The sequence below is a fragment of the Streptomyces sp. NPDC028711 genome, assembly GCF_055565415.1.
This window is the reverse complement of sequence record NZ_JBVHUJ010000010.1, coordinates 256,702-276,105: the sequence shown is the minus strand read 5'-3', so window position 1 is coordinate 276,105 and position 19,404 is coordinate 256,702. Positions and strand designations below refer to the sequence as shown.

Below are 19,404 nucleotides of genomic sequence, written 5' to 3'. Positions count from 1 at the left end.
CGCCGATCATCGCGGCCCCCGCCGTATCGTCCGGCCGCCTGATCAGTAGATCAGACGAGGAGAAAAGAGCGGGAATCGTGCGCGCTTGGGGCCCGCCCGACACGAGCGGTCGGTGAGCACGACCTTGCTGCAGCGCGGCAGCCGGGCCGGTTCCCCTGGCTGCCGCGCTGCCGTGCGCTCACTCCGTGCGAGCCGGCGGGGAGGGCGTCACTTCGCCAGGAAGGCGAGGAGCGCGGTGTTGACCTCCTCCGCGTGGGTCCACAGCAGGCCGTGCGGGGCGCCCTCGATCTCGACGTAGTCGGCGGAGGGCAGCGCCTTGTAGAAGGGGCGCGCAGTGCCCTCGGCGGGCAGGATGCGGTCGGCCGTGCCGTGCAGGACCAGGGCGGGCACGTCGATGGCGGGGATGTCGGCGCGGAAGTCGGTGTACCAGGTCGACGGCGCGGCGGAGGCGGCGAAGGAGCCGCCGCCGGCCGCGGTGTTCCAGCTGTTGCGGACCGCTTCCTCGCTGATCCGGGTACCAAGGTTCTCGTCGAGGTTGTAGAAGTCGTTGAAGAAGGCCGTGTAGTAGGCGTAGCGGTCGGCCTTGACAGCGGCGACGACTCCGTCGAAGAACTCCTTCGGGGCGACGCCGTCCGGGTTGTCGTCGGACTTGAGCAGGCAGGGCTCCAGGGAGGCCAGGAAGGCGACCTTGGCGACGCGGGCGGAGCCGTACGCGGAGACGTAGCGGGCGACCTCGCCGGTGCCCATGGAGAAGCCGACGAGGACGGCGTCGTTCAGGTCGAGGGTCTCCATCACGGTGTTCAGATCGGCCGCGAAGGTGTCGTAGTCGTAGCCGGTCGTCGGCTGGGAGGACTGCCCGAAGCCGCGGCGGTCATACGTGATCACGCGGTATCCGGCGTCGAGCAGCGCGGCGCTCTGGCGTTCCCAGGAGTGGCCGTCGAGCGGGAAGCCGTGGATGAGGACGACCGGCTGACCGGCGCCGTGGTCCTCGTAGTAGAGATCGATGGGGGTGGTGTTCTCCTGGCCCACGGTGATGTACGGCATGGGTGCTTCCTCGTTTCGCAGTGGATGGTCCGTGACTTGGTGCGGTACGGAACGCCCCGACGCTACGGTCGGGGACGGACCGCCGTTTGTCGTGCCACGCACGACGTCTTGCCCAGGAGTGCAGCGTCCTCACGAGCGGCGGTCGGCACCGCGCCGCGCCGCGCCGGACGTGCCCTGGCTGTGCGTCAGGGGGCGGTGGACCGGACCGCCTCCTGGATCAGTTCGGCCACGGCCTTGGGCTGGGAGAGCATGACCAGGTGCGACGAGTCGACCTCGACGGTGGTCATTCCGGCCCGCTCGTAGCCATAGCGCTCCACGTCCGGGTTGATGGTCCGGTCGGACGTGGCGACCAGACCCCACGAGGGCTTGGTCTTCCAGGCCGCGACCGGCGCCGTCTCTGCGAAGGCCCGTGCGGCCAGGGGGCGCTGGGAGACGGCCAGAACCGCGGCGAGCCCGGGGTCGACGTCCGCGGCGAAGATCGCGGGGAACCTGTCGGCCTCCACCGACACGTCGGTGCCGTTCTCGGCGGAGCCGGGCACCGGGAACGGGGTGTAGACGAGCGCGTCGGCGAGACCGGAGTCGGGGAAGCGGCCCTGCAGCTCGCCCAGGCTCTCGCCCTCCTCCAGCGCGTAGCCCGCGAGGTACACCAGGGCGCGGACGTTGTCCTCCGTGCCGGCGAGGGTGATGACGGCACCGCCGTAGGAGTGGCCCACCAGGATCACGGGGCCTTCGACGGCACGGACGACCGAGGCGATGTAGGCGGCGTCGTCGATCAGGCTGCGGTTGGGCACCGCCGGAGCCACCACGTCCAGGCCGGCGGCGGTCAGTTCGGGGATGACGCGGGCGAAGCTGGAGGCGTCGGCGAAGGCGCCGTGGACCAGCACGACGGTGGGGCGGGCGTGTCGGGGCATGGGTGAACTCCTCGGTGAACGGGTGGGGAAGGTGGTCAGGGGTCGGTTCACAGGCCGAAGCGGGCGCGGCGCCCCTCGGGCACCAGGTCGGCGTACTCGGGGTGCTTGCCGATCCAGCCGCGGATGAAGGGGCAGTACGGCAGGACGCGCAGGCCGCGGTCCCGGGCGTCGTCGAGGGCGCCGCGGGCGAGCAGCCCGCCCAGGCCCTGGCCGCCGAAGCGGGGATCGATCTCGGTGTGGATGAAGGCGATCTCGCCCTCCGAGAGGTGGTACTCGGCGAAGCCGGCGGTCTCGGTGGCGTCGTCGCCGGCGAGGATCTCGTACCGGGACTTCTCGGGCCGGTCGATGGCCTGGGGTGCCATGGGCGCTCCTGTCGGGTTGCGGTGATACGGGGGCCGGTGGCCAGGGTCAGAGCGTGCGGCGCACGCCCGCCTGGCGTTCCAGGTTGCGGAGCTGGACGCCGAGGTCGCCCTCCACGGCGAGGTGGGCGGGGCCGCTGCGGCCGATGGGCAGGACCTGCTCGCCGCGCATGTCCTCGAGCATCAGGGCGAACGCCGTGTACATCGCGACGAGCGCCACCACGAGGCCGAGCGCCCCGGACGTGCGCGTCAGCCATTCGGCCCCGGTGACGCCCGCGAGGCCGGTGGCCGCCCAGCGGGGCAGGGAGACCGCGAGGACGAGCCACAGCGCCCGCTTGGGCCCGGTCACGGCGGTCATCAGCGCGCCGAAGCAGAGGAGCGCCAGGTTGAAGACGCCGAGGACCTTCGGGCCGTCGGCCGCGCCGCTGAGCATGATGAGCGCGTAGGGCAGCCAGCTGCCGGCGAAGACCGCCATCAGGGTCGCCGCGATCACGTCACGGGCGCCGAAGGCCAGGTAGCTGACCAGGAGTTGGAGGACGAAGGCCGGCAGCACCGTGAGCGCGACGGCGGCACGGGCCTCCTCCCCGAGGATCCCGAGCTGGAGGCATCCCGTCATCACGGACGCGAGGGCGATCGTGAAGAAGCCGAGCGGCATGGGCGAGGCGATGGGGCGCAGGTTGATCCGGGTCATCGACCGGAGGTCCGGCTCGAAGTGGCGCCCGGGCGGAGCCGCCGGGGCGTCGTCTCCATCGGCGGCCGGGGAGGCTGTACTCATCGTGTGGTCTCTCTCAGTGTGCGAAGCAGGGGTCGACGAACGACGGCTGTGCGTCGGGGACGGAGCCGCGCGCGACGCGCCACCGGCGGTGCTGCTCGGACTCGGCGACGGCCTCGGCCACCAGCGATGCCTGACGGGCACCGCTCTGGTAGCCGCCGAAGCGGGCCACGGGGCTCCACTCGGGGCTGACCGGCGGAACGGACTCGTCGAGGCCCTCGTACTCCGCGGTCGCGTAGACGATCCGGCCGCCGACGACGGTGAGGACGGACTCGATGTCGGGAATGACGTCCTCGGGCACGGTGAGGAAGTCGTCGGAGAGGATCGCGAGGTCGCCGTAGCAGCCCTCCCGCAGGGTTCCCTTGACGTCCTGCTCGCCGGTGAGCCGCGCGCCGCCCCGGGTGTAGAGGCCGAGGGCGGTCTCCCGGTCGATCAGGTTCCCGGCCGGGTAGAGCGCGGTGCCGCCGACGGTGCGCCCGGTGACCAGCCAGTGGAGCGCGACCCACGGGTTGTACGAGGAGACGCGGGTCGCGTCGGTTCCGGCGGCGACGGGCAGGCCTCGGTCGAGCATGGCCCGGACCGGCGGGGTGTGGGCGGCCGCCTCGGCACCGTAGCGGTCGAGGAACGCGGCGCCCTGGAAGGACATCCGGTTCTGGACCGAGACGGCGCCGCCGAGGGCGGCGATCCGGTCGAGGCTGCCGGCCGAGACCGTCTCCGCGTGGTCGAAGAGCCAGCGGTTGCCGCCGGGGAAGAGCCCCTCCGCGGCGAGCTTCTCGAAGACGGACAGGTCGCGGCGGATCGTCTCGTCGTAGGTCGCGTGGAGCCTGAATCCCCAGCCGTTCTCGAGCAGGAGTCGTACGGCGCTCTCGAACTCGGTCTCGTAGCCCGCGGCGAGCTCGGGCCGGGGCTCGGAGAAGTTCTCGAAGTCGGCGGCGGCCCAGGTCAGGTTCTCGCCCGCGCCGTTCAGCCGGAGCCACTCGTCCCCGTCCCCGGGCTTGACCATCTCGGTCCAGCGCTTGAGGTCGGCGAGCTCCTGCCCGGCCGTCTGCGGGAAGAGGTGGTAGGCGATCCGGAGCGTCAACTCCCCCGATCTGGCGAGGTCGACGACCGTGGCGTAGTTGTCGGGGAAGTTCTGGAACCCGCCGGCGGCGTCGACGGCGGACGTCAGCCCGAAGCGGTTCAGCTCGCGCAGGAAGTGGCGCGTCGACGTCCGTTTGTCGGCCTCGTCGAGGGCCGGCGCCTTCGCCAGCGTCGAGTAGAGGATGAGCGCGCTCGGCGCCGCGAGCAGCACACCGTTGGGTTCGCCGTCCCGGCCCCGGACGATCTGCCCGCCGCGCGGATCGGGGGTGTCGCGGGTGAATCCGGCGGCCTTGACGGCGGCCCGGTTCATCAGCGCGGACTGGTAGAGGTGCAGGACGAAGACGGGGGTGTCGGGGGCGGCGGCGTTCAGCTCGGCGACGGTCGGCATCCTGCGCTCGGCGAACTGTTCGGCGGTCCAGCCGCCGACGACGCGGATCCACTGCCCCTTGGGCGTGCGGCCGGCCTGCTCGCGCAGCATCGCCAGGGCCTGGCGGAGACTGCGTACGCCGTCCCAGCGCAGCTCCAGGACGTAGTTGAGGCCGCCCCGGATGACGTGGAGGTGGGAGTCGTTCAGGCCGGGGATCACCCGGCGGCCGAGCGCGTCGACGACCTTGGTGCCGGGCCCGACGAGGTGGGCGAGGTCGTGGTCGTCGCCGAGGGCCGCGACCCGGCCGTCGCGGATCGCGACGGAGCGGGCCTCGGGACGGTCGGGGTCACCCGTGAACACCTTGGCGTTGCGGACGAGGAGATCGGCGTGTTCGTGCTCCCGCCGCGGGGCGGGGACGAGGCCCGCCACCGGCATGCTGGTCGACGGCCCGGTCATGCGAGCGCCTTGCGGAGGATGTCGGTGGCGAGACCGATGGCGAGGTCCGCGGCCCACGTGTCGCGCAGCGCGTTCAGCATCACGAAGTCGTGGATGGTGCCCTGGACGCGCAGGGCGGTGACGTGGACGCCGGCGGCACGGAGCTTCGCCGCGTACGCCTCTCCCTCGTCGCGCAGGACGTCGGCCTCGGCGGTGATGACCAGGGCGGGCGGCAGGCCGGTGAGCTGTTCCGTGGAGGCGCGCAGCGGCGAGGCGGTGATCTGGGCGCGCTCGGCCTCCTCGGTCGTGTACTGGTCCCAGAACCACTTCATGGCGTCGCGGCGCAGGAAGTAGCCCTCGGCGAAGGCGTGGTACGACTCGGTGTCGAAGCTCGCGTCCGTGACCGGGTAGAAGAGGACCTGCTGGACGAGCGTGACGTCGCCGCGCTGCTTGGCCATAAGGGTGAGGGCTGCGCTCATGTTGCCGCCGACCGAGTCGCCCGCGACGGCGATCCGGGTGCCGTCGAGGTCCTTGTGGTGGCCCTCGCGGGCGATCCACTGGGCGACGCTGTAGTTCTGCTCGATGGCGACGGGGTAGCGCGCCTCGGGCGAGAGGTCGTACTCGGGGAAGACCACGGCCGCCCGGGTGCCGACGGCGAGTTCGCGGACCAGCCGGTCGTGGGTGTGGGCGTTGCCGAAGACCCAGCCCGCGCCGTGGATGTAGAGGATGACGGGGAGCGGGCCGGTGGCGCCGCGGGGGCGGACGATCCGGGCGCGGACGTCGCCGGTCGGGCCGCCGTGGACGGTGATCCACTCCTCGTCGACCTCGGGCAGGGGCACGCCCTCGCCGCTCTGGACGTCGTCCACGGCCTTGCGGCCTTCGGCGACGGGGATCTGGTAGAGGTACGGCGGCTGGGCGGTGGCGTCGGCGAACGCCTGGGCGGCGGGTTCGAGGACCGGACGGCTGTTCATGAGGGGCTCTCCTTCGGGAGGCACGGGAGTACGGGAGGTACGGGAGTACGGGAGGCACGGGAGTACGGGAGGCACGGGAGTACGGGAGGCACGGGAGTACGGGAGGTACGGGTCGGGGGCTCAGCGGCTCGCCCGCGCGGCGGCGAGGATCACGTGCGTGACCACGGCCGGGCGGGAGACGGCCACGGCGTGCGACGCGTCCACCTCGGTGACGTGCGAGCCGGCGCGCCGGGCCATCCACCGTTGGGCGGCCGGAGGGATGTTCTTGTCGGCGGTGGCGATCAGCGCCCAGGACGGGATCGTCCTCCAGGCCGTCTCGCCGGCCCCTTCCTCCAGCGCGGCGGTGGCGACCGGGCGCTGGGTCGCGGCCATGACGGCCGCGTCGGTGGTGGGGACGTCGGCGGCGAACTGCCGGTGGAACCTGGTCCGTTCGATGACGAGCTCGGTTCCGGTGCCACCGCCGGGCAGCGGGTACGACTGCGGGTGCACGGTGTCGCCGAGGGTGGAGCCGGGGAACCTGGCGGCGAGTTCGGCCGCGCTCTCGCCCTTGGCCGGGGTGAACGCGGCGATGTAGACGAGGGCCTTCACCCGGCTGTCGCCCACCGCGGCGCCGCTGATGACGGCGCCGCCGTAGGAGTGGCCGACCAGGACGACGGGTCCGTCGACGACGGCCAGCACGCTGCGCAGGTAGGCGGTGTCCTCAGCGAGACCGCGCAGCGGGTTGGCGGGGGCCAGGACGGGGTAGCCGGTGTGCTGCAGCCGCCGGATCGTGCCGCGCCAGCTGGAAGCGTCCGCGAACGCTCCGTGGACCAGGACGATCGTGGGCTTGGGATCGTGCCGGTCGGCGCCGGCGGGGGCGGGGGCCGGGCGGCCCGCGGGTCCGGCGCCGACCAGAGCGGCCAGCGTCGCGGGCAGGGCGAGGCCGAGGGCGAGGGTGCGCCTCGTGGGATGCATGGGTGGGTGATTCCTTGTCGGGTGGTGAGACGTTCGGGTGGGCTCGGTCGGGCGGGATGGTGCGGCGATCGGGCGGGATGGTGCGGAGGTCGCACCGAGCGGGTGCGGAGGTCGGACCGAGCGGGTGCGGAGGTCGACGGGGGGCTCGCCTCAGAGGCCGTACGCCTCCAGGAGCCGGAGCCAGACCTCGCTCACCGTCGGGAAGGCGGGCACGGCATGCCACAGCCGCTCCAGGGGGACCTCGCCCACGACGGCCACGGTGGCCGTGTGGATGAGCTCGGTCGCCATCGGGCCGGTGAGCGTGCAGCCGACGACGACCCCTCGGGTCTCGTCGACGACGAGCTTGGCGAGGCCGCGGTAGTCGTCCGCGTGGAGCGCGGCACCGGCGACGTCGTCGACGCGGTACTCCACCGTGCGTACCGCGAGACCCGCTGCCCGTGCCGCGTGTTCCGTGAGGCCGACGCTCGCGACCTCGGGACGGGTGAAGACGGCCTGCGGGACGGCGAAACGGTCGGCCTCCGCGCTCCACGGCTGCCGGCCGCCGGTGACGGCCGGGCGCCCGGCGGCTCGCTCGGCGATCGCCGCCGCGCAGGCACGGGCCTGGTACTTGGCCATGTGGGTCAGCGGCGCACGGCGGTTGACGTCGCCGACGGCGTAGAGCCAGTCGCCCTCGACCGCGGTGACCCGGCAGGTGTCGTCGACCGGGAGCCAGTCACCCGCCGGCAGTCCGACGGAGTCCAGGCCGAGGTCCGAGGTCCGCGGGCGCCGTCCGACGGCGGCGAGGACCTCGTCGCAGACGAGGGTGGTGCCGTCGTCGGTGTCCACGGTCACCGTGCGGGTGGCGTCGTCGCGGGCGACCCGGACGGCCGACACCCCGAAGCGGACGGTGACGCCCAGATCGCTCAGCCCCCGGGTGACTTCTTCGCCCGCGCACGGCTCCCAGCCGGTCAGCAGGGCCTGATCGCGGACCAGCAGGGTGACGGAGGAGGCGAGCGAGCGCCACGCGGTGGCCATCTCGCAGGCCACCACTCCCCCGCCGATGACGACGAGCCGCTCGGGCACCGCGTCGGCCGTGGTGGCCTGCCGGTTGGTCCACACACCGATCCGGTCGATGCCCTCGACCGGCGGAAGGGCGGGTTCCGTGCCGGTGCAGACCACGACCGCGCGCCGGGCCCGCAGCGTACGGACCCTGCCGTCGGCCCCCGTCACCTCCACCCGGCGCTCACCGGCGAGCCGCCCGTGCCCCCGTACCAGAGCGATGCCCGCACCGCCGAGCCAGTCGACCTGGCCGGTGTCGTCGCCGCGCCCGGTGAAGCGGTCGCGGCGGGCCAGCACCCGCGCCGGATCGACGGCCCCCGTGACCGCCTGCCGGGCCCCGTCGACCGATCGGGCCTCCGCCCGGACGGCGCCGGGTCGCAGCAGGGCCTTGCTGGGCACGCAGGCACGGTAGGAGCACTCGCCGCCGACGGCGTCGGCCTCGACGACGACGGCGGTCAGGCCGGACCGCACGAGCCGGTCGGCGACGACCTCTCCGCCCGGTCCACCGCCGACCACGACGACGTCGTACGTGTCCATCAGCCGCGCACCAGAGGGGTGTCGACGAGGTGCTCGGCCAGGAACCACACCTGCGCCTCGCCGGTACGGATGACATCGGAGACGAGCAGGTCGGCGCTGCCCTCGTCGCCCTCCCCGGAGATCCGGGCGGCGGCATCCCGGGCGTCGATCAGGATCCGCTCGTGGGCGTCGAGGAGCCGCGACAGCATGACGGGCACCGGCTCGACGCCGTCCGGCGGCCGGGGGATCCCCGTCAGCTCGGCGACGTGGCGCGGGTCTCCCACGGCGACGCCGCCGAGGCTCTGGATCCGCTCGGCCAGCGCGTCCACGATGGCCAGTTGGGCCTCCGCGTGCTTGTCCAGCATGAGGTGGAGCGAGTAGAAGGTCGCACCACGCATCAGCCAGTGGTGCTTCTTGTAGAGGGAGTAGAGGATCTGCGTGTCGGCGAGGACGCGGTTCAGCCGCTGGCAGGCGTACATGCGGGTGTCGTGGCCGAGGCCGATCGGCAGCTGCTTGAGCGTGCCGAACGACTGGGTCTCGGCGCCCTTCTGGTGCAGCAGCGGCTGGCCGCCGCCGTGCGGGGGTGTCGCGATCGTGGTTTCCATCGGTACTCCTGGTGAGGAAAGAGGGGGTCGGTCCGGCCGCCCGAGCGGGGGCGCGGGGCGGCCGGACCCGGTCTCCGTGGCTCGCGCTCAGCGCCCGCCGCGGGCGGCGGTCCGCGAAGCCGCCGGCGCCGGCCGGTGCAGGACGAGCCGGGTGAGGAGCCCGCTGCCGAGACCGGCCACGAGCGCGAGGGCCGCCCACCACAGGGGGTACGACGTGAGGCCGAAGGCCGCGTCGAGGGACCAGGCGCCGGGGCCGGTGGCGGCGAGGGCGGCGGCGGTGCCGATGAGGACGAGCGGGTACTCGTACCCGTCGTTCTGCGCCCAGAGCCCGTGGCGCCACTTCACGGTGAGCGCGACCGTCATGACCCCGACGACGCCGGTCGCGGCGAGCGGGGTCAGGAGGCCGCCGGCGAGCAGCAGACCCGATCCGATCTGACCGCCGCCCGCCGCCAGCGCGGTGAGGGCCCCGCCCCGGAAGCCGTCGGCGCGGAACTCCTCGGTGCCGCCCTTCAGTCCCCTGCCGCCCAGGTGCGAACTGATCTTCTGCACACCATGACCGGCGACGAGCAGTCCCACCAGCAGTCGCAGGATCAGAATGCCGGTGTCCACGGAGGTCAGCCGGCCGCGTGCGCGCCGATGACGCTCTGCGCGTACACGACACCCAGGCCGTACGCGCCCGCGTGGGCCTTCACTATCTCCATCACGGCGGGGTACGTCTCCTGACGCGCCCAGTCGCGCTGGAGCTCCAGGAGCACCTGGACCCAGGTCACCGGGACGGCGCCGGCGGCGATCATCCGCTGCAGCGCGTGCTCGTGGGCGGCCGGGCTGACGCCGCCGGACGCGTCGGAGACGACGTACACCTCGTATCCCTGCTCCAGCGCCGAGAGCGCGGGCAGCACCAGGCAGACCTCGGTCCACAGGCCGGAGAGGATGATCTTCTTGCGCCCGGTCGCCCTGACCGCCGCGACGAGCGCCTCGTCCTCCCAGGCGTTCATGGTCGTGCGGTCGATGACCTCGTTCTTGGGAAAGACCTCGGCGAGCTGCGGCATCAGGGGCCCGGAGAACGACTCGGCGGCGACCGTGGTCAGGACGGCCGGCACGTCGAAGGCCTGGGCCGCCTTGGCGAGACCCACGGTGCTGTTGATGATCGCGGCGCGGTCACCGCTGCCGGTGCCGAAGAACATCTGCGGCTGGTGGTCCACGAAGAGCATGACCGCGTTGTCGGGGGTGAGCAGATCCTTGCTCGGGGCGGCCTGCACCTTGGCGATGTCGAACATGAGGGGATGTCCTTTCGGAACGACGGTTGTCGCGCCCGCCACGTCCGCGGCAGGCACATCCCGAAAGTACGAGCGGCACGACCGGCCGACTTTGCTCCCTGTGCCCAGGAGTTGGCACGACAGCGCACTACCAGCGCGGCAGCCCCGCCCACGAGCAGCCGGCCGACACCCGGGCCGGGGGCGACTCCGTCACGCCACGCGTCGGCGGATTCCCGGGCCGGCGCTCCTCATGCAGCGATCTACGCAGGGCAGGCGAAGCCGCAGAACGCAGACGTCTCGCCGAGATCGAAGCGGCACGCCAGAAGCGCATCCCCTGGGAAGCCGCCATAGAAGAAGCACGCGTCCAGTACGCCGAGGCATGCCGTGTCGGACACTTCGAGGCGCAGGAAGCGGCAGGACACCTCGCCACCCGACTCGCGGGTACGTGAGCCCGCGCGCACCCGAGTCGAGACCATGCCGCCAGGAGCGCCCTCCGTGCGTCAAACGTGCGTCGAATATGCGTCAGGAGATCGCCCCAACGCACGTAACGCCCATCACGCACACTCAGAGAAACGGCAGGTCAGGCGTCATTCTTCACCGGCTCCAGGATCGCGACGCACTCGACGTGGTGGGTCATCGGGAACAGGTCACGCGAAACAGCAGTCGACATAGCCGCAGGTCAGCACCGGTATATGGCTCCTCTGGGCGCCCCTTCGGTCGCGTGGAGCGTCAAATGAGCGTCACGAACAGCCAGTGGGGTGCTCCTGGCAAGCCGCAGCAGCGAGATCTTCCAACAGCACATCGGCTACCAGCTCCTCGACCACGGCGATGTCGTGCTCCGCCATGGCTTCGGCCAACTCGGCATCCCACGGTGCTCCGGTGATGCGCCTCGGTCGAGGACCGTGCGCGTTGCGGACGATCGCGGATCGGTAGTCTGCCGCCGTCATGCGCCAGGGGTGCGCCCCTGTCTTCTCCATGACGTATGCGGCAATGCGGATGCCTTCGCCGTCGAAGTCACCGTGGTAACGGAGAGCAGCGCCTTGGTCCGCGAGAAGGCGCAGGAGCTGGATAGCTGCGCTGTTGGGCCAGCCGGACGTGCAGACAAGCGGTGGGCAGTTGGAGCCGAAGCGACGGAGGGCGAGGGCCAAGATACTGGGGTTCTCCACTACGTGGATGGCGAGTGGGGCAGGGGCGGCGGGCAGGGTGAGCTCACCCGGGCTCCTGACCTGGGCGAGGGTCAGGCTGGCGGCCTGGCCGGCCTCGGTGCACAGGCGGGCCACACGGGCGAGAAGGCCGTCGCCAATAGGGCGCAGTCCGCCGGCGATGACGGTGGCGGATAGCTCGTCGTCGGCGACGCCAGCACGGGACCACAGGGCGCGCCGTTCCCCTGCGGACTGCGGCGGTGCAATGTCGTACAGAGTTGCCAGGGCACGCAGGACGAGGGTGGAGACGGGTGTGCCGTCGTCGAGAGCGTGCGCGTGGCCGTTCAGGACTCGGGCGGCGAAGACCGGCAGGGGTTCGGCCTGGCCAGGTAGCTCGGCGAGTACTTTGAGCGCGTCGATGAGCAGCGTACGGGTGCGTTCCGTCGAACCACCGACCAGTCCTGCGGCTCGACAGGACGCGGCCCAGTCGGCGAGCACCGGCTGCGCCCGTACCGTGTCGTGACCAGCCAGCCAGGCCCACAGACCGGCGCGTTCGTCCTCCTGGCGGCGGCGTTCACCGGCTCTGTCGCCGAGTGGGCCGATGAGTTCGGCGACGACTTCTCGTACGGTGCGGCCGGAGAGCTCGGTGACGGCCTCCTCCAGGCGGGCCAGGGCGACGGAGGGCCGGGGGTCCGGCAGGCGGTCCAGGCCGAGGAGATCTGCGAGGGCTTCGCGCTGGGTCTCGTCCAGCAGTCCGAGGCGTACGCGTGTGACGGGGCGGCCGGAGGAGAGACGGTCGTGGACCGTCTGCCAGACGGGATGGAGTTCGGGGCGGCGAAGGGTCGCATCGCCCGACGCGAGATGCTCCCGAGAGGTCGTCCCGGCGGACACGGGGTGGTCTCGCAAGGTCATCCTTCCTCCATTCCGGTGCCGTTCCAGACGAAGCGCGCGCTGGTGACGGCGTCGTCTCCGTCGGTCAGGAGTTGGTGGACGGCGATGCCGGGCAGCTCCCTGTAGTTTCCCCACTCGTGGTCGGAGGTGATCATGAGGTCCAGGTCGAGTGCGGTGAGCAGGGCGAAGACCTGTCCGCGGTTGACGGTGTCGACGCCTACGAAGACCTCGTCGAGGAGGATCGGGCGGGGGGCCAGGGGCACGTCCTCGTAGTGGGCGGCGACGGCGGCGAACAGGGGCAGGTGCAGTGCGATTGCTTTCTCCCCGCCGGAGAGCGCGCCGTGCAGCCGCTTGGTCAGGGGCTGCCAGCCGCTCCCGTCCGCCCGGTCGAGGCGGACGGTGAAGGTGTGCCAGGCGGTGTAGTCAAGCACCTCGCCGAGGTGCTCCTCCCAGCTCGCGGCCGTGTCGCTGCCCTTGGCCTCCTCGATGCGGGCACGGAAGAAGGCGTGCAGGGCCTCCCGGTCGGACTCGGTGACCCGACCGGGGTCCTTCAGGAGCAGTTGGCGGGCGGTGCGGGTGCTGTCAGGGAGGTCCGGGCGGACGTCCCAGACGAGCTGGACGGCGACGTTGGAAGCGGTACGGACCCGCTCCAGGTGCCCGTTCATGCGCGCGACGAGTTCGCCGGCCCGGCGGATGCGGGCGGCGAGGTGGCGGCGGATGTCACCGGTGAGGATCTGGTCGAAGAGGCGCCGTTCGGCGGTGCTGATGTCGTCGCGGCTGCGGTCGCGCTCCTGGGTGAGCGCGGCGAGCAGACCGGTCGCCCCGACGCGGACGCCCTCCAGGGTGGCGGTGAAGAGCTGGACGTCGTCGTCGGGCTCCAGCTCCAGGTCGGCACGGACCCCAAGATGCCGGCGGGCCTCGTGGACCGACTCGGAGAGGCGAGTGGCTGCGTCGCCGAGGTGGCGCGGGGCGTATGGGATCTGGGGCCATCGAGCCGCCATGGCGCGCGCGGCCTCCAGAGTGGCCTTGGTACCGTCCCCGGCGTCGAGTTCGGGTACGACGCCCGCGTCCTCGGCCAGACCCACCAGACACAGGTGCCGGAACCGCCGCGCCGCGCCATCGCGGGCCTCGACTGCCTTCTCCTGCCGGTCGGCGTCCTGGCCACTGGTGGCCCTCAGCTCTCCGATGCGGCCTTCCAGGCCCAGGAGGAGCTCGGCTGCCTGGCGGGCTTCCTTGCCGCAGCGGACCCGTTCGGCACGGGTCTCCGCAACGCGCGCGACGATCTGCCGGTAGTCCGCGCCGACCGTCTCCTCCACCGCCTTCAGACGTGCCGTCAGACCAGCCGCCTTCGCTTCCGCAGCGGCCGCGTCGGCGGTCTGCTTCTGGGCGAGAAGGCGTGACCGGTCCGCCCGTGCAGCCGTCTCCCTAGCCCTTTCAGCGGCCGCGGTCGCGTCGATGCGGGCGTCCGTCCAGGCATCGGCGAGGTCGCGGAACCTCTCCACGTCGCGGCCGAGTTCGCGCAGTCGGTCGCGGTCCGTGGGCAGTCCGTGTTCGGCGGCCCTGCGGCTCAGCATGCGCAGCGCGCCGGCCACGTCACCCTCGCGTGCGGCCAGATGCTCGGTCGCGTCGCGCACGGCGTCGTCCCGGGCGGCCGCCTTCTCCTCGGCCCGGTCCCAGTCCCGTCGGCAGGCGTCGAGTTCCCGGTGGTCGGGCCGGGCGGTGCGGTCGTCCGCCAGCCGGGCGGCGCGGGCGGCGAGTTCCCGCAGCCGGTCGGCGAGGGTGGCCAGGGAGGCGTCCTTCTCGGCGATCAGCTCGGTCAGTTCGGCGATTTCACGCTGCTTGGCCCGCTGCCGGGCGAGGGCGCCGATATGGGCGGGCTCCGGCTTGCACCAGGAACCCGTGGCCGGTGCGAGGCGCCAGGCGCCGTCGGAGGAGACTGCCGCAGGGTGCCCGCCGGGCAGGGTGGTGCCATACGCGATGCCGGCGAGGATGCGGGTCACGGTGCCGGCCGGTACGGGAATGTCCTCCTCGGGCCTCAGCACGTCCAGCAGGCTGGAGCCGGGGGCGGTCGTGGCGAGGCCGACCTCGACACGGGTGTCGTGCCCAGGGAGGGTGAGCCCTTCGGATGCGCTCACCCATGCGTCCAGGAGGCCTGACGCCTCCAGTGCCGCTTCCACCGCGGCCTGTACGGGGAGCGGGACGTCCTCGTGGAAGGCGATCAGCCGCCACAGCGGCGCGCCCGCCGCAGCCGTGCGGACGGTGGTGCGGGTGGGTGGAGCGACGGGCTGGAGATCGGTCTCGCCGCTGAGCTTGCGCCTCCGCGCGTCGAGCAGGTCCCGTTCCTGCTCCAACCCCTTTTGTGCGGTGCGGACTCCGGCCCGTTCCATGGTGATCTCCTGGTCCAGCGGTCGTGCGACCGTTTCGACCAGCTCACGCACATCTGCCTCGACGGCCGCCCTGGCGGCCAGTTCATCGAGGTCGGGGATGCGCAGTTCCGTGCAGTCCCGGGCCCAGGCGAGCAGCCGTTCCGCCTGGGCGGCGAGGGCGTTGTCTCCGGCGGCGGCGGCCGCGTCGCGGTGGGCGATCGCGTCCGTAAGCCGGGTGCGGGCCTCGTCCAGCAGGCCCTCGGCGGTACCCCGGTCGCGTACCGCCCGGTCGTGGGCGTCGATCGCGTCGGTGATGTTGGCGACCTGCTCCCGTCGGGCGATGACCGCGCCCCGGAGCAGACGACGTGCGGCGGTGCCAGGAGCATCGGACCGCCTGCTCCCCGTCCTGACCGGGGTGTTCGCCGTCCCGTTGCCGAGGGACTTCACCTCCCCTTCCGCGTCCAGAATCGTCTTCACCTCGTGGTGAATGGACTCCATGCCTGCGGCCCGGGCCGAGCGGTGTGCCTCGTCCGCGGTCGCGCGGGCGTGCTCGTCGCGCGAGCGGGCGTGTCCCGCGACCTCGTCGGCGTGCTTCCGGTCCTCCTCCGCCTCAGCCTCGGCGGACCGGGCGGCGGTACGCAGCTCCGCGGCGGCCGCGGCCTGTTCCTCGGTGCCGCGGCGGAGCCGGTCGAGCTCCTCCCCCTTCTGGTAGGCGTCGCTCTCCCGAAGCCCTTCGACGATCTCGTCCAAGGCGTGCGCCCGCAGTTCCAGCTCCTCTCGCAGGGCCAGGGCCGAGGCGCGCTCCTCGCACGCCTTCTCGTACTCCTCGGCGCTGACGCGGGCGTCCCGGGTGAGGTCGTCCATCTCGGTGGTCGCAGAGATCAGCACTGCCGCACCGGCCCGCAGGACCCGACGGGCGTAGGCGCGCTGCCGGGAGGCGACGTTCTCGGCGGCCGTCACCTCGGCGTCGAGCCGGTCGAGGTGGTCCCGCTGCCGGTCCAGGCGCTCGAAGCCCTCGGCGAGCTCGGTGATCTCTCCTTCGCCGAGCGGGGGCAGTGCTCGGGACAGCAGGGTGGACAGGAGGGAGGGGTCGAGCCGTTCGGACAGCTTGGGCTGGCGGAGCTGGAGCAAGGCGGAGAGCAGGGACTCGTACCGCTGCTCACCCATGCCCGCGAAGAGTTCGCGCCGCACAGTGGTGCGGTAGTCGGTGGCTGACGGATGCACCTCGCCGCGGTCGCGCAGGGCTTCGGTGAGGGCCGCCTTGGTCAGGGGCTGTCCGGTGTCGTTGACGAGGTGGACCCCGTCGGGGTGGGCGATCCGGGCAGTGGTGGTGAAGTAGTCGGCGTGCGCCGTGGTGATGTGCACGCTCGCGTGCAGGCGGGCTCCGCAGCCGAACCAGTGCTCAGTGCCGTCGTCTCCGACGCGGCGGAACTCCATCCACACGTACCCCACACGGGTCTTGCCGGACGCTCCCTGGCCGAGCAGGTTCCAGTGCATCGTGCGCTCCGAACCGCCGAACGTGGAGAGGCGGTTGGGGCGGAGGCTGGCGTCGAAGAGGAAGGGGAGCAGCAGTTCCAGGGCCTTGGACTTGCCAGTGCCGTTTTGACCGCGCAGCAGCAGGCGACCCTGGTGGAAGGTGAAGGTCTCGTCGTAGTAGCGCCAGACGTTGAGGATGCCCGCGCGATGGGGCTGCCAGCGTCCACGGCCGGTGTCCGCCTCGTGAACGGGCGACGGCTCGATGGGCTCCTCGGGCCGTCGCTGGAGGGGAAGTTCCGTCACGCTCACTGCTTGTCTCCTTCTCCGGCGCCACCGGCGGCGGTCACGGCTAGCGGATCGTTCTTCGGGACTGGGCCGGTGGTCTCCGTCAGGCGATAGCGGTACGCGGCCGGTCGCGCGACGACGCGGTCTCGGGCCCTGCCTACCAGGCCGACGTCGAGCAGGATCCGTACGGCGTCGTCGGCAAGGCGGGCCGGTCCTTCTTCCGACTGGTACGCCTTGGCCCAGCCCGGGAAGCGGCGCAGCAGCTCCGCTCCGGCCTCGGCCAGCTGTTCGAGCAGCAGGCCCGCGGGCGTGGCGCAGAGCGGTGCTAGGAGGAGTAACGCGGCGACTCGGGCGGTGGAGGTGTCGTCGGGGAAGCGGACGTCGGTGGCGATGGCGTCCGGGTCGACGAGTAGAAAGCCCTCCGCCCGTTCCTCCAGGAGGAAACCGGCCTGTTCGACAGAGCGGCGCAGGATCTGGCGTCCGGTCAAAGAGGTGACGTAAGCGAGCTCGTCTTCGGCGAGGTCGGCTCGGTAGAGCACGGGGTCGTCGAAGAGGCGGCGCAGCACCGAGTGGCGCAGCCGCAGGTTGCGCTGGGCATCCGTGGTCGCGGCGGTCTCGGCGTGCGTGTCGTCGGCCGTCCCGTCAGCAGAAGCGCCTCCGTAGCGGCGCTCCCTGACCAGGCCGGCGAGGAGGTCCTCGAACCGCGCGGGCACCTCTTCCGGGGGCACGGCGAGCCGGGAGGCGCCGACCGGCGCAGCGGGCAGCCGCATGAGCAACGTGTTGTCCACGCGATAGAGGACCTTCGCCTCCGCGGAGTCGACGTACGTCTCGGTCGTGCCGTCCACAACACGCAGCACGTCGTACGACTCCAGCAGCTTCAGGACGTCAACGAACGCCATGCGCTCCGGCCGGTGGACCGGGTCGAACCCCGCCAGCGCGCGGTCGGCCGCCATGGCCTGGACGACGCGGTCGGCGAGCATGCCGATGGTCGTCATCGGCATCGACAGCAGCTCCGCGGCGGTCACGCACAACAGGACGTACCGTCGGCGGTCGAACGGGGCCCGGCCGGAACGCGCCCGGCGAGCGGGACGGGAGCCGTCGGGGTTGACGCGGACCTTGGTGAGGCGGGCGTAGCCCCGGCGGGGCTCCACGACCAGATTCCAGCCGCAGGTGTAGTCGAACCAACGAGCCAGCGGGTCACGGCGGCGGCGCACAAGATCGAAACCGGTCGGGTCGGCTGCCTCGGTGAGCAGCGGGCGGGCCAGAAAGAGGCGGATGGCACGGGCGACCTCCTCCCGTTCGGCGGAGGCCAGTTGGTTGGCGAGGGTGCTCATCCTGCGGCCTCCTGCCCCGTGGCGGCGCGGACTGCCGGGAAGGCGATCGCCCCGCCCACGGCCGTGACGTGGATGACGTAGTCCGGTCCTGCCATCGTCCCCTGCACGGTACGCAGTACGGCGGTGCGCCCGTCGGGGGGCGGCGACAGCACCACCTCCGCCCGGCCGTCGCCGGTCGTGGCCCGTCGCCGGCCACCCGCGTCCGGCCGGGCGGCCAGCGCCCGGCCCAGCAGGTCGAGGAGGCGGTCGAAGGCCGCGGGGTCGAGGGTGCTGAAGGAGGAGAGCCGTACCGGGCCGTCCGTCTCCAGCGCCTGCCAGGCGCGTGCCAGCTCCGCTCTCTCCGCCCGGGCCCGCTCGGCGCGTGCCGCCCTGACCGCCGCAACGTCCCGCACCGTGGCCGTACGAGTGAAGCGTTCGGTCCGTCCGCTGGTCCTCAGGAGGGCCGACACCTGTACCGGCGGCACCTCGGACCAGGAGTGGGACGAGGGGATCAGCTCCGGGTCCGGGTGGGCGAGGTGGGCATGGCGGGCCGGGCCAAGGCCGAAGGCGGCCGACCACAGCCGGTGCAGGTCCTCCTCGTCGGGAGCCGCAGCGAACCAGCGCGCGAGCTCCCGGAAGTCCTGTACGGCGCTGGAGGGGCGGCGCCGGGACTCGTTGATCCGCTCCAGCACCTGCAGGAGGGAGACGATGGCACGCCGGGCGATGTCGTGCAGCTGCTCGATCCGGGGGCGCGCCCCGTCGTCCGGCAGGAACCAGGCCCTCAGCCCCGCCCAGCGCGCCCGCCGGCTCTCCAGCCAGCCGGCTGCCGGGTCCTCTCCCGGGGCCGGAGGCAGCTCGGCACCGCGCAGGGCCCGCTCACGCAGCACCGCGATGCCCCGCTCCTCCACGCGGGCCACGGCGGCGGCCACCGTCTCGCCGCGCCGGTCGAGATTGACCAGGAACTCCTGGAGATACGCGACGGTGGCGGCCTTCACCTCACGGAACACGTCCAGATCCACTCCTTCGGCGCGAAGGAGCCTCTGCAACTGGCCGTTGAAGGCCCTGGTGTTCTCCACCAGGCCCTCCAGATGGCCCTCCAGCTCCCGCAGGGTGCTGAAGATCCGTCGGTCGGCCGCGGAAGGTTCGCCGGACAGGACGGTCAGCTCGTCGAGCCGGTCGGCGATCGCCTCCAGCACCGCGGTCTGCAGCGCCCCTGTGGAGGCCAGCACCTCCAGGGCGTGTCGCACCCCGGCGAGCGCGGCCTCGCCCCGGCGGGTCAGTGAGTAGTGCAGGTTGCGCCGCTCGTACTCTTCGGCCGTGCGGTAGTTCTGGGCGTGGTTGTGAACCACGTCAAGGAGTTCCCACTTCACCAGCCGTTTCAGCGTCTCGTGCAGTTCCTCGTCCTCGAGGTCCGAGACCCAGCCCACCGCACGCAGCCGCTCCCGTACGCCGTCGAGCCCGAGCGCGGTCTCCAGGTGCTCGCCGGCCACCCCGAAAGCCTCGAGCACGGCCCCGTTCAGGTCGGCCGTCTCCCCCGTGGTGAACCGGAACATCTCCGGCGGAACCCTGCGCATGCTGGTACATCCCCTCCGCCGCCACCCCTGCGGCACTTCGGCGCCCACG

15 protein-coding genes are annotated in these 19,404 nt (G+C 72.3%); all 15 read right to left on the bottom strand.

Annotation, left to right across the window (positions count from 1 at the left end):
* Positions 1–207: 207 nt before the first annotated feature.
* On the bottom strand, positions 208–1,044 hold the full coding sequence (locus ACZ4VK_RS28330) for an alpha/beta fold hydrolase (protein WP_468357851.1): 837 nt from the start codon (positions 1,042–1,044) through the stop codon (positions 208–210).
* A gap of 185 nt (positions 1,045–1,229) precedes the next feature.
* Entirely contained in the window at positions 1,230–1,955 is a 726-nt protein-coding gene (locus ACZ4VK_RS28325; RefSeq protein WP_468357848.1) for an alpha/beta fold hydrolase, read from the bottom strand.
* Between the two features lie 47 nt (positions 1,956–2,002).
* Positions 2,003–2,317 carry a GNAT family N-acetyltransferase gene (locus ACZ4VK_RS28320; RefSeq protein WP_468357845.1) on the bottom strand — a complete coding sequence of 105 codons (315 nt, stop codon included), beginning with the start codon at positions 2,315–2,317 and terminating at the stop codon, positions 2,003–2,005.
* Positions 2,318–2,363: 46 nt separating this feature from the next.
* Entirely contained in the window at positions 2,364–3,089 is a 726-nt protein-coding gene (locus ACZ4VK_RS28315) for a GPR1/FUN34/YaaH family transporter (protein ID WP_468357842.1), read from the bottom strand.
* Positions 3,090–3,102: 13 nt separating this feature from the next.
* Entirely contained in the window at positions 3,103–4,989 is a 1,887-nt protein-coding gene (locus ACZ4VK_RS28310) for an amidohydrolase (protein ID WP_468357839.1), read from the bottom strand.
* Positions 4,986–5,939: an alpha/beta hydrolase gene (locus tag ACZ4VK_RS28305; RefSeq protein ID WP_468357836.1), complete on the bottom strand. Its 954-nt coding sequence runs from the start codon at positions 5,937–5,939 to the stop codon at positions 4,986–4,988. The genes ACZ4VK_RS28310 and ACZ4VK_RS28305 overlap by 4 nt, the downstream gene beginning before the upstream one ends.
* Before the next feature lie 120 nt (positions 5,940–6,059).
* Positions 6,060–6,893 (bottom strand): alpha/beta fold hydrolase, encoded by an 834-nt coding sequence (locus ACZ4VK_RS28300; RefSeq protein WP_468357833.1) that lies wholly within the window; start codon positions 6,891–6,893, stop codon positions 6,060–6,062.
* A gap of 150 nt (positions 6,894–7,043) precedes the next feature.
* Positions 7,044–8,468, bottom strand: a complete 1,425-nt coding sequence (locus ACZ4VK_RS28295) for a dihydrolipoyl dehydrogenase family protein (protein ID WP_468357830.1) — start codon at positions 8,466–8,468, stop codon at positions 7,044–7,046.
* A complete protein-coding gene (locus tag ACZ4VK_RS28290; protein WP_468357827.1) occupies positions 8,468–9,052 on the bottom strand; it encodes a Dps family protein in 585 nt (194 codons plus the stop codon). Before ACZ4VK_RS28290 ends, ACZ4VK_RS28295 begins: the two co-directional genes overlap by 1 nt.
* An 87-nt stretch (positions 9,053–9,139) precedes the next feature.
* Entirely contained in the window at positions 9,140–9,661 is a 522-nt protein-coding gene (locus tag ACZ4VK_RS28285; protein WP_468357824.1) for a DoxX family membrane protein, read from the bottom strand.
* Between the two features lie 5 nt (positions 9,662–9,666).
* On the bottom strand, positions 9,667–10,329 hold the full coding sequence (locus ACZ4VK_RS28280) for a hydrolase (RefSeq protein ID WP_468357821.1): 663 nt from the start codon (positions 10,327–10,329) through the stop codon (positions 9,667–9,669).
* Between the two features lie 719 nt (positions 10,330–11,048).
* Entirely contained in the window at positions 11,049–12,362 is a 1,314-nt protein-coding gene (locus ACZ4VK_RS28275) for a TIGR02679 family protein (RefSeq protein ID WP_468357818.1), read from the bottom strand.
* A complete protein-coding gene (locus tag ACZ4VK_RS28270; RefSeq protein ID WP_468357815.1) occupies positions 12,359–16,492 on the bottom strand; it encodes a TIGR02680 family protein in 4,134 nt (1,377 codons plus the stop codon). The genes ACZ4VK_RS28275 and ACZ4VK_RS28270 overlap by 4 nt, the downstream gene beginning before the upstream one ends.
* Complete coding sequence (locus tag ACZ4VK_RS28265; RefSeq protein WP_468357812.1) at positions 16,489–17,802, bottom strand: TIGR02678 family protein; 1,314 nt, start codon at positions 17,800–17,802, stop codon at positions 16,489–16,491. The genes ACZ4VK_RS28270 and ACZ4VK_RS28265 overlap by 4 nt, the downstream gene beginning before the upstream one ends.
* Entirely contained in the window at positions 17,799–19,355 is a 1,557-nt protein-coding gene (locus ACZ4VK_RS28260; RefSeq protein ID WP_468357809.1) for a TIGR02677 family protein, read from the bottom strand. Before ACZ4VK_RS28260 ends, ACZ4VK_RS28265 begins: the two co-directional genes overlap by 4 nt.
* Positions 19,356–19,404: the final 49 nt, after the last annotated feature.